Origin of the sequence: uncultured Streptococcus sp., assembly GCF_915066115.1 — a bacterium.
Classification (GTDB): domain Bacteria; phylum Bacillota; class Bacilli; order Lactobacillales; family Streptococcaceae; genus Streptococcus.
On the sequence record NZ_CAJZDT010000071.1, the window covers coordinates 1 to 9,823 of the forward strand.

11 protein-coding genes are annotated in these 9,823 nt (G+C 41.1%); 6 read left to right on the plus strand and 5 right to left on the minus strand.

Going from position 1 to position 9,823, the window contains the following annotated elements; genetic code table 11:
* The first annotated feature begins 190 nt into the window (after window positions 1-190).
* Window positions 191-880, plus strand: a complete 690-nt coding sequence (locus tag QZ565_RS05955) for a gamma-glutamyl-gamma-aminobutyrate hydrolase family protein (RefSeq protein WP_295526903.1) — start codon at window positions 191-193, stop codon at window positions 878-880.
* Here the strand turns inward: QZ565_RS05955 and radC are convergent.
* The 3 genes from radC to QZ565_RS05970 form a co-directional block, all read right to left on the minus strand.
* Window positions 877-1,557 carry a DNA repair protein RadC gene (gene radC, locus QZ565_RS05960; RefSeq protein ID WP_295526906.1) on the minus strand — a complete coding sequence of 227 codons (681 nt, stop codon included), beginning with the start codon at window positions 1,555-1,557 and terminating at the stop codon, window positions 877-879. The genes QZ565_RS05955 and radC overlap by 4 nt on opposite strands.
* Window positions 1,558-1,599: 42 nt before the next feature.
* Window positions 1,600-3,891 (minus strand): DNA helicase PcrA, encoded by a 2,292-nt coding sequence (pcrA, locus tag QZ565_RS05965; RefSeq protein WP_261049685.1) that lies wholly within the window; start codon window positions 3,889-3,891, stop codon window positions 1,600-1,602.
* Window positions 3,892-4,052: 161 nt separating this feature from the next.
* Entirely contained in the window at window positions 4,053-5,723 is a 1,671-nt protein-coding gene (locus QZ565_RS05970; RefSeq protein ID WP_049491699.1) for a formate--tetrahydrofolate ligase, read from the minus strand.
* 229 nt (window positions 5,724-5,952) lie between these two features.
* Here QZ565_RS05970 and coaB point away from each other — a divergent pair, with 229 nt between their 5' ends.
* From coaB to QZ565_RS05995, 5 genes are all read left to right on the plus strand, one after another.
* Window positions 5,953-6,642 (plus strand): phosphopantothenate--cysteine ligase, encoded by a 690-nt coding sequence (coaB, locus tag QZ565_RS05975; protein WP_295526913.1) that lies wholly within the window; start codon window positions 5,953-5,955, stop codon window positions 6,640-6,642.
* An 11-nt stretch (window positions 6,643-6,653) separates the two neighbouring features.
* Window positions 6,654-7,205: a phosphopantothenoylcysteine decarboxylase gene (gene coaC, locus QZ565_RS05980; RefSeq protein ID WP_261080880.1), complete on the plus strand. Its 552-nt coding sequence runs from the start codon at window positions 6,654-6,656 to the stop codon at window positions 7,203-7,205.
* Window positions 7,189-7,752: an ECF transporter S component gene (locus QZ565_RS05985; RefSeq protein WP_000747412.1), complete on the plus strand. Its 564-nt coding sequence runs from the start codon at window positions 7,189-7,191 to the stop codon at window positions 7,750-7,752. Before coaC ends, QZ565_RS05985 begins: the two co-directional genes overlap by 17 nt.
* 177 nt (window positions 7,753-7,929) lie before the next feature.
* Window positions 7,930-8,457, plus strand: coding sequence for an ECF transporter S component (locus QZ565_RS05990; RefSeq protein ID WP_049500798.1), 528 nt, complete (start codon window positions 7,930-7,932; stop codon window positions 8,455-8,457).
* 11 nt (window positions 8,458-8,468) lie between these two features.
* Window positions 8,469-8,984 carry a transcription repressor NadR gene (locus QZ565_RS05995; RefSeq protein ID WP_020902811.1) on the plus strand — a complete coding sequence of 172 codons (516 nt, stop codon included), beginning with the start codon at window positions 8,469-8,471 and terminating at the stop codon, window positions 8,982-8,984.
* Here QZ565_RS05995 and QZ565_RS06000 read toward each other — a convergent pair.
* Both QZ565_RS06000 and QZ565_RS06005 read right to left on the minus strand, forming a co-directional pair.
* Window positions 8,981-9,448: an 8-oxo-dGTP diphosphatase gene (locus QZ565_RS06000; RefSeq protein ID WP_295526921.1), complete on the minus strand. Its 468-nt coding sequence runs from the start codon at window positions 9,446-9,448 to the stop codon at window positions 8,981-8,983. The genes QZ565_RS05995 and QZ565_RS06000 overlap by 4 nt on opposite strands.
* Before the next feature lie 23 nt (window positions 9,449-9,471).
* Window positions 9,472-9,823: hypothetical protein (locus QZ565_RS06005; protein WP_295526924.1), on the minus strand; the 352-nt coding region annotated here is incomplete at its 5' end.

The window sequence follows — 9,823 nt, forward strand, 5'->3', positions numbered from 1 at the left end:
TGTTCCAAGTGTCAAATCTCAAGAAGTAGCCAACCTCTTAGTTGATGCTGGTATAAAAGGTATTCTCAGTTTTTCTCCTGTCCACTTGCACCTTCCAAAAGATGTGGTCGTTCAGTACGTCGATTTGACAAGTGAACTCCAAACTCTCCTCTATTTTATGCGGAAAGAGGATTAGAAAGCGAAAGCATTTATGAAAAAACCAGTTATTGGGATTACAGGAAACGAAAAAACTCATCCAGATGATGACATCATGATGAGCTACGCAGCAAAAGGCTTTGTGGAAGGCGTTAAAGACGCTGGAGGGATTCCCATCATCCTACCGATTGGTGATCAAGAAATGGCCTGCCACTATATCAGTATGATTGACAAGCTCATCTTGACAGGTGGGCAAAATGTTGATCCAAAATTCTATGGTGAACCAAAAACTATTGATAGCGATGACTACCACCTTCAAAGAGACATCTTCGAACTGGCCCTCATCAAGGAAGCTATTAAACAGCAAAAGCCGATTTTCTCTGTCTGCCGCGGGACTCAACTCTTTAACGTTGCCATGGGTGGAACTTTGTATCAAGATATCGAAGACCACTGGCAGGATTGTTCAGCCGAGTACACAACCCAGCGCTTGGTAACCGAACCAGATACTGTTCTTCGAGAAATCTATGGAGAAATCTCCCATATCAACTCCTTTCACCACCAGAGTATCAAGGATTTAGCTCCCAACTTAAAGATTGCGGCTCATGATCCTAAGGATGGTATCATTGAAGCTGTCATAAGTACGGATGATGTTGCCTTTCTCGGTGTCCAGTGGCATCCAGAATTTCTATTTGAAAATCGTCCCAAAGATAAAAACCTCTTTGACTATATCGTTAATGAACTTTAGATTAAATCTGTCTTTTCGCGGTAACTAAAATAGCTAGAATGAGAGACAATCAAATGGTCCAAGAGGACAATGCCCATCAGGTCGCAGGCTTCTTTGACAAGTTTAGTGACATGATCATCATTTCTGCTAGGGGACACCGCTCCTGAGGGATGATTGTGGACCAAGATGAGAGAGGTTGCCATATGCTTGATGGCAAAATGAAGAATCTCTCGCGGTTCAGCAATACTGCGAGTGGCAGAACCGATAAAAATGGTCTGCTGATGGATGATTTGATTTTGAGTATTGAGATAGAGCGCTACCAGGTGCTCTTGTTTTTTATGGCCCAATTCCTGCTGCATCTTCTTGGCCAACTTTTGACTGCTGAGAATACTTTCCATCTCAAGGGTCTCATGCTTGTGAATACGATGGCCCAGTTCAATCATAGCTTGTAACTCTATGGCCTTAACACGGCCGATACCAGATAGACTCTGCAATTCCTGCAGGGTCATTTTTTTCAAATCTGTTAGGCTTGAAAGATTATTCAAGACTTTCTGGGCAATTTCAAAAACGCTAGCTTGACGTGTTCCTGTCCTGAGTAAAATAGCTAGCAACTCTTGATTACTGAGCGCTTCAACTCCTTCTTTGGCCAGTCTTTCTCTTGGTAATAGTGAATCTTCTTGGAATGAAATACTATACATAAAAATCCTCCTCACTTTATTATTCGTGAGAAGGATGGAAAATTAGATTTTTTTCTCAATTGGGGCTACACTAGCCAAAAGTTTTTTCAAACCTACTTCTGGGAAATTGATTTTCAATTCCTGCGTAGCACCGCTACCTGAAACTTCCAGAACGGTTCCCTCTCCCCATTTCTTGTGGAGGGCAATATCACCAATGGACCAATTTGCCTCACTAGAAGCTGATTTTGCTCCAGCAGTAAATTGACCAAATGGGAGACCGCTTGACTGGATAGATTTTGGGGCAGCACTACGTTTACGGTCTTGAAGAGCTTGAGCCAGACTCATACCTTGACCAAAGGCAAGACCACCACTGCTATAAGATGCCTTAAAGCTTGTATTGGCTGGACGGGCTAGGCCTTGATACTCAAGCAAATCTGAACTAATTTCATTAATAAAACGAGTCGGACGGTTGTAGTTGGTACGACCGAAAAGCAGGCGCGAGTTAGCATTTGTCAGATAGAGAATTTTCTCTGCACGCGTAATTCCTACATAGGCCAGACGGCGTTCTTCTTCCAATTCATCTTGATCTTCAGCTGCACGGCTAAGTGGAAAGACATTTTCTTCCATTCCAATCAAAAAGACAACTGGAAACTCGAGACCTTTAGCGGCATGCAGGGTCATCAGGGTCACTTCTGATGTCTCCTGACTACCTGAATCTGTATCGGCAATCAAGGCCAAGTCATTCAAGAAACGACTCAGTTTATCCAGACCAGTTTCCTCTTCTGGACCATCAGAGGTATCATCAAAGTTTTTCGTCACAGAAAGGAACTCTTCGATATTTTCAACCCTAGCCTTGCTTTCTAAAGTCGCTTGAGCATTTAGAATATCGACGTAACCTGTTTTTTCTAGGACGGCCTCAACCAACTCTGTAATGCTTAAGTGGTCCAGTTGCTCCCTCAAATCTAGAATCATATTGGCAAAATCCCAGATAGACTGGGCTGCTTTACCCTTGATACCAGATAACATGATATTGGCTGAAGCATCTAGCATGGACATGTCTTGCATATTCGCAAATTCACGGATTTTCTCAACTGTACCTGGCCCAATTCCACGTTTAGGCTCGTTGATAATGCGCTCAAAACTGATATTGTCACTCAAATTGGCAATAAGATTGAGGTAAGCGATAATATCTCGGATTTCCTTACGGCTGTAGAACTTGGTTCCACCAACCATAGTATAAGGGATATTTGACTTGAGCAGGGCTTCCTCAATAGTACGGGACTGCGCATTAGTACGATAAAGAACTGCAAAATCCTTGTGAAGGAAGTTTTGACTCCGACCAAGTTCATCAATAGTTCTGGCTACAAATACAGCCTCATCTAGCTCATCATTGGCACGATAATAAACGATTTGTTCCCCATCAGCGTTTTGAGTCCAGAGATTCTTAGGACGGCGGTTTTTATTATTTTTAATGACCTCGTTGGCCGCTTGGAGAATGGTTTTAGTTGAGCGGTAATTCTCCTCTAACAAAACAACCTTGGCTTGGGGATAATCCTTTTCGAAGTCCAAGATATTCTGCATATCAGCACCACGCCAACCGTAGATAGACTGGTCCGCATCCCCAACCACACAGATGTTTTTAAAGCGCGATGCCAAGAGTTTGACCAATTGGTACTGAGCATGGTTGGTATCTTGGTACTCATCAACGTGGATGTATTGGAATTTCTGTTGATAGTAAGTCAAAACATCAGGATTTTGATCAAAGAGACGCAAGGTCAGCATAATCAAATCATCAAAGTCAACAGACTCAGACTGACGAAGCTCTTTTTGATAAGCCGTGTAACACTGGGACACGATTTGCGTATACATATCGCCAGCTTGGGCAGCATAAGCCACATCATCAATCAAATCATTCTTAGCATTAGAAATGGTCCCCAAAATAGTTCGCTCATTCCATTTTTTAGGGTCCAAGTTCAACTGCTTGAGAATGCGTTTCATGAGCGTTCGCTGTTCACCAGGATCCACAATAGTAAAATTACGGTTGTAGCCAATATGATCCGCATCGCGACGCAAAATACGAACGCACATGGAGTGGAAGGTCGCAATCAGACAGTCCTGAGTGGATGGATTGAGGCTATAAGCACGCTCTTTCATCTCACGCGCAGCCTTATTAGTAAAGGTAATGGCCAAGATATTCCATGGATTGACCATCTTTTCATCAATCAAATAAGCAATACGGTGGGTCAAAACTCGGGTCTTTCCAGAACCAGCCCCTGCCATAATCAACAAGGGACCTTCTGTCGTTTGCACCGCCTCAGCCTGACGGTTATTCATTCCATTTAATAATGCGTTCATCTTCTCTTCCTTACTCTTGAAGTCAATATTTCTATTATATCAGAATTTAGGGAAAATATCTTTACCTAGACTGGTTACGTGTAGAAGGCAACTTCTTATACCTAGATAAAAAATGAGCTTGGATATTATTTCCAAACTCATTTAAAATCAATTGCAATATACTAGAACAAGCCTAGAACGGTTCCATCGCTTTCAACATCCATGTTGAGAGCAGCTGGTCGTTTTGGAAGTCCTGGCATGGTCATGACATCACCAGTTAAGGCAACGATAAAGCCTGCACCTAATTTTGGAACCAATTCACGAATGGTAATTTCAAAGTTTTCAGGTGCTCCAAGTGCATTCGGATTGTCTGAGAAACTATATTGAGTTTTAGCCATACAGATTGGCAATTTGTCCCAACCGTTTTGAACGATTTGAGCAATTTGTGTTTGAGCTTTCTTCTCAAAATTCACTTTGCTACCACGGTAGATTTCAGTAACAATCTTTTCAATCTTTTCTTGAACAGAAAGGTCATTGTCATACAAACGTTTGTAGTTAGCTGGGTTTTCAGCGATTGTCTTAACAACTGTTTCGGCAAGTGCTACTCCACCTTCTGCACCATCAGCCCAGACACTTGCTAACTCAACTGGTACATCAATTGAGGCACAGAGTTCTTTCAAGGCTGCAATTTCAGCTTCTGTATCAGATACAAATTCGTTAATCGCTACTACTGCTGGAATACCGAACTTACGGATATTTTCAACGTGGCGTTTCAAGTTGGCAAAACCGACACGAACAGCTTCTACGTTTTCTTCAGTCAGAGCGTCTTTAGCCACGCCACCATTCATCTTAAGGGCACGAAGGGTTGCGACGATGACTACTGCATCTGGAGATGTTGGCAAGTTTGGTGTCTTAATATCAAGGAATTTCTCGGCACCAAGGTCTGCACCAAAACCAGCTTCAGTAACTGTGTAATCAGCCAAGTGAAGGGCTGTTGTCGTTGCCAAGACAGAGTTACATCCATGAGCGATATTGGCAAATGGACCACCATGTACAAAGGCAGGTGTTCCGTAAATTGTCTGAACCAGGTTTGGCTTAATAGCATCTTTCAAGATCAATGCTAAAGCACCTTCAACCTGCAAATCACCCACAGAAACTGGTGTACGGTCATAGCGATAACCGATAACAATGTTAGCCAAACGGCGTTTCAAGTCCTCGATGTCTGTTGCCAAGCAAAGAATTGCCATGATTTCGGAAGCAACAGTAATATCAAAGCCATCCTCACGTGGAATACCATTTAGAGGACCACCAAGTCCGACGGTCACGTGACGAAGTGCTCGGTCGTTCAAGTCCACTACACGTTTCCATAGGATACGACGTTGGTCAATTCCCAGCTCATTTCCTTGATGCAAGTGGTTGTCAATCAAGGCAGAAAGCGCATTGTTGGCAGTTGTAATGGCATGCATGTCTCCAGTAAAGTGGAGGTTGATGTCTTCCATTGGAAGAACTTGGGCGTAACCACCACCAGCTGCACCACCCTTAATCCCCATTACTGGACCAAGAGATGGTTCGCGGATAGCAATCATGGTTTTCTTGCCAATCTTATTCAAGGCATCCGCCAGACCAATGGTAATAGTTGATTTTCCTTCACCTGCTGGCGTTGGGTTGATCGCGGTAACCAAGATCAATTTTCCAACTGGATTGCTCTCAACTGCACGAATTTTATCAAAGCTGAGCTTAGCCTTGTACTTTCCGTACAACTCCAAATCATCGTAAGAAATACCAAGTTTCTCTACAACATCAACGATTGGCTTCAACTCAATACTCTGTGCGATTTCAATATCTGTTTTCATTCAAAACTCCTCTAACCTCTTATATGATAATTCATTATAACACAAAACAAGATTTTTAACATCCTTAAACTCTCTAAACGTTCGTAAATATCCCTATTTTTAAGGTTTTTAGAGTTCTTTCTTAAATTTTATATGGCTTTATAGTTTGAAACTATAGTAAATCTTCGTTTTTACCAAAAATTTATCGCTTTCATTTTACTTACCGTTTATTTTTGTGTACAATAGTGCTATGAAAATTTTAGTTACATCGGGCGGTACCAGTGAAGCTATTGATAGCGTCCGCTCTATCACTAATCATTCCACAGGTCGCTTGGGCAAAATCATCACAGAAATCTTGCTTGCTGCAGGGCATGAAGTTTGTTTGATAACAACAAAACGAGCTCTGAAGCCAGAAGTCCATCCCAACCTAATCATTCGAGAAATTAACAATACCAAGGATCTTCTACTGGAAATGCAAGAACGTATTCAGGATTATCAGGTCTTGATTCACTCAATGGCCGTATCTGATTACACTCCTGTTTATATGACAGGGCTGGAGGAAGTTCAGGATAGCTCCAATCTAGAAGAATTTTTAAACAAGCAAAATCATCAAGCTAAGATTTCTTCAACTGACGAGGTTCAGGTTTTGTTCCTAAAAAAGACACCCAAAATCATATCCCTAGTCAAGGAATGGAATCCTGCTATTCATCTGATTGGTTTCAAACTGCTGGTTGATGTCTCTGAGGATTATCTCATCGAGATTGCCAGAAAAAGTCTTATCAAAAACCAAGCTGACTTAATCATTGCAAATGACCTGACTCAAATCTCAACAAACCAGCATCGAGCAATCTTTGTTGAAAAAGATCAGCTTCAAACAGTCCAGACTAAAGAAGAAATTGCAAAACTCCTCCTTGAAAAAATTCAAGCCTATCATTCTTAGAAAGGAAAGCTATGGCACACATTCTCTTGGCTGTGACAGGCTCAATCGCCTCTTACAAGTCGGCAGATTTAGTCAGTTCTCTAAAAAAACAAGGCCATGATGTCACTGTCTTAATGACTCAGGCTGCTACAGAGTTTATCCAACCCTTGACACTACAGATCTTATCACAAAATCCTGTCCACTTGGATGTCATGAAAGAACCTTATCCTGATCAGGTTAATCATATTGAACTTGGAAAAAAAGCAGATTTATTTATCGTAGCCCCGGCAACTACTAACACTATTGCAAAACTAGCCCACGGCTTCGCGGATAACATGGTGACCAGTACGGCTCTGGCATTGCCCAGTCATATTCCCAAACTAATAGCTCCTGCTATGAATACAAAAATGTATGACCATCCAGCAACTCAGGCTAATCTGAAAACATTAGAAACCTACGGCTATCAGCTGATTGCTCCAAAAGAATCCCTACTAGCTTGTGGAGACCACGGACGAGGAGCCCTAGCTGACCTCACAATTATTTTAGAAAGAATAAAGGAAACTCTCGATGAAGAAACGCTCTAATATTGCACCTATTGCTATCTTTTTTGCAACCATGCTCGTGATTCACTTTCTGAGCTCACTTATCTTTAACCTTTTTCCATTTCCAATCAAACCGACCATCGTTCATATTCCTGTCATTATTGCCAGCATTATTTACGGTCCACGAGTTGGGGTTACACTTGGATTTTTGATGGGGCTACTTAGCTTGACAGTTAATACAATTACGATTCTACCAACAAGTTACCTCTTCTCTCCTTTCGTACCAAATGGGAACATCTACTCAGCTATCATTGCCATCGTCCCACGTATTTTGATTGGTTTAACTCCGTATCTAGTCTATAAACTGATGAAAAATAAAACTGGTCTTATTTTAGCTGGTGCCCTTGGTTCACTTACCAATACAGTCTTTGTACTTGGTGGAATTTTCTACCTTTTTGGAAATGTCTTTGATGGTAATATCCAAAAACTCCTAGCAACTGTTATCTCAACAAATTCGATTGCTGAATTAGTTATTTCCGCAGTTCTAACCCTAGCCATTGTTCCAAGACTACAGACTTTGAAAAAATAAAAACAATCTCCACTTTCATACTTGAAGGTGGAGATTTCGCTCTGTATAGTTTTGATTTTTAGTAAAATATCTACAAGTCTTTAACTGAAAAATGACCTATAAACCTAAGTAAATCCTTGCTTTATTGTCTTGTTTGGTGTACTATACTAGTGTATATACAGTTAAAAGGAGATTCTTATGAACACACGGAAAAAGACACAATTTATGACAATGACTGCCCTCTTAACGGCTATTGCAATTTTGATTCCAATTGTTATGCCTTTTAAGATTGTCATTCCACCTGCTTCCTATACTTTAGGAAGCCACATCGCTATTTTTATCGCCATGTTCTTATCGCCCTTGATGGCTGTTTTTGTCATCTTAGCCTCTAGTTTTGGATTTTTGATGGCTGGCTATCCCATGGTGATCGTTTTTCGAGCTTTTTCCCATATCTTTTTTGGGACTTTGGGGGCTCTTTACCTACAAAAATTCCCCGATACCCTAGATAAACCAAAATCTTCCTGGGTTTTCAACTTTGTGTTAGCGCTTGTCCATGCTCTTGCTGAAGTATTAGCTTGTGTCGTTTTTTATGCAACTTCGGGTACCAATGTAGAAAATATGTTTTATGTTCTATTTATACTAGTTGGATTTGGCACAATTATCCATAGTATGGTAGACTATACATTAGCACTAGCTGTCTATAAAGTGCTTCGAAAACGCCGTTAAAAGGAAAAGCTATGACAAAAGATCGCAAACAAGCCCTGCTCCAACTCTTGAAAGAAACTCCTAAAGCCCTCAATGGCCAAAGTTTAGCTGAACATTTTCATGTTACACGCCAGGTCATTGTACAGGACATTGCAATTTTAAGAGCCGATGGCGCTCCTATCCTATCCACCAATCGTGGCTACGTCTATAAGCAAATTGAAACCAACCCTTATGTTCACAAACTTTTCAAGGTGAAACATGAAGTTGAAGAAATCGGTCAAGAACTCCTTGCTATCGTTGATAATGGTGGACGTGTTCAAAATACCTTGATTGACCATCCCGTTTATGGAGAAATCGAAACCTTGCTGAAACTGTCTTGTCGCCGAGACGTGCAACATTTTCTAGAACAAGTCGAGCATTCAGATTTTAGACCTCTGTCTGAATTGACAGATGGCATCCATTACCACCTAGTCGAAGCTGAAACACAGCAAGACCTCCGCTATATCGAGGAGGCCTTGGATCAGCTAGGTTATTTAGTAAAAGACTAGAAGATTTTCTTCTCCCAATCGTCTTCTGTACGGCGAGGGTAGAAAAATTCAGATTTGTCAGGAGCTTCCATCATCTCCATCAAGGGTAACATATCATAGGCCAGATCCAAGTTTGGAATCTGGTCTTTTTGCACCCAAGAAACTTCTCCTTCATCTGAAGAGCGAAGGGTACCAGAGAACTCAGTTGTCTTATAACAAACGACAATATAGCGCCCACCTGTATCCAGTGGCCAATTTTTAATGCCGACAAGTTGAGGATTTTGGATAGTCAATCCTGTTTCTTCATAGATTTCACGAATAACAGACTCTGCGAAAGATTCGCCATTTTCTACATGGCCTCCTGGAAAGGCATAACCTGACCAGCGATTGGTTTCAGGAGCGCGATACTGCATCACCACGCGCTGAGTTTCGAGGTCTTCAATCAGACAGATGTTGGTTAAAATAGTTGCTTGGGCACGGGACATAGGTTTACTCGCTTTCTAAGTTATTAAAATGTATCTTCATTGTATTTTACTTCTGCCTTCATGATAAAGGGATTGATCAATTCATGATGTTCATAAGTAGTACGGGCCAAAAAACCTCTAGCAATGATGATTTCCTTATCTTCTATGCGATAGTCTATATTGATAGGGATGGCTGGATCTGAGATAACTGATAAAACAAAGAATGCTGCAAACCAAAGGTAAAATGTCACCAATCCACTAAATATTTGAAAAATAAGGTGATACCATTGAAAATCTCTTGTTCTATAAAAGATTCTCCAGGGATGAATTAAGAAGGTCAAACAAAGAATGAAAAACCAACTATTCCACAAAAACGGCGTAAAGGAGATAGAAACG

Bases quoted from the DNA above. Each gene is read 5' to 3' on its own strand.
- coaB (WP_295526913.1), top strand. From the start codon at position 5,953: ATGAAAATTTTAGTTACATCGGGCGGTACCAGTGAAGCTATTGATAGC.
- QZ565_RS05995 (WP_020902811.1), top strand. From the start codon at position 8,469: ATGACAAAAGATCGCAAACAAGCCCTGCTCCAACTCTTGAAAGAAACT.
- pcrA (WP_261049685.1), bottom strand. From the start codon at position 3,891: ATGAACGCATTATTAAATGGAATGAATAACCGTCAGGCTGAGGCGGTG.
- coaC (WP_261080880.1), top strand. From the start codon at position 6,654: ATGGCACACATTCTCTTGGCTGTGACAGGCTCAATCGCCTCTTACAAG.
- QZ565_RS05990 (WP_049500798.1), top strand. From the start codon at position 7,930: ATGAACACACGGAAAAAGACACAATTTATGACAATGACTGCCCTCTTA.
- QZ565_RS05955 (WP_295526903.1), top strand. From the start codon at position 191: ATGAAAAAACCAGTTATTGGGATTACAGGAAACGAAAAAACTCATCCA.
- QZ565_RS05970 (WP_049491699.1), bottom strand. From the start codon at position 5,723: ATGAAAACAGATATTGAAATCGCACAGAGTATTGAGTTGAAGCCAATC.
- radC (WP_295526906.1), bottom strand. From the start codon at position 1,557: ATGTATAGTATTTCATTCCAAGAAGATTCACTATTACCAAGAGAAAGA.
- QZ565_RS05985 (WP_000747412.1), top strand. From the start codon at position 7,189: ATGAAGAAACGCTCTAATATTGCACCTATTGCTATCTTTTTTGCAACC.
- QZ565_RS06000 (WP_295526921.1), bottom strand. From the start codon at position 9,448: ATGTCCCGTGCCCAAGCAACTATTTTAACCAACATCTGTCTGATTGAA.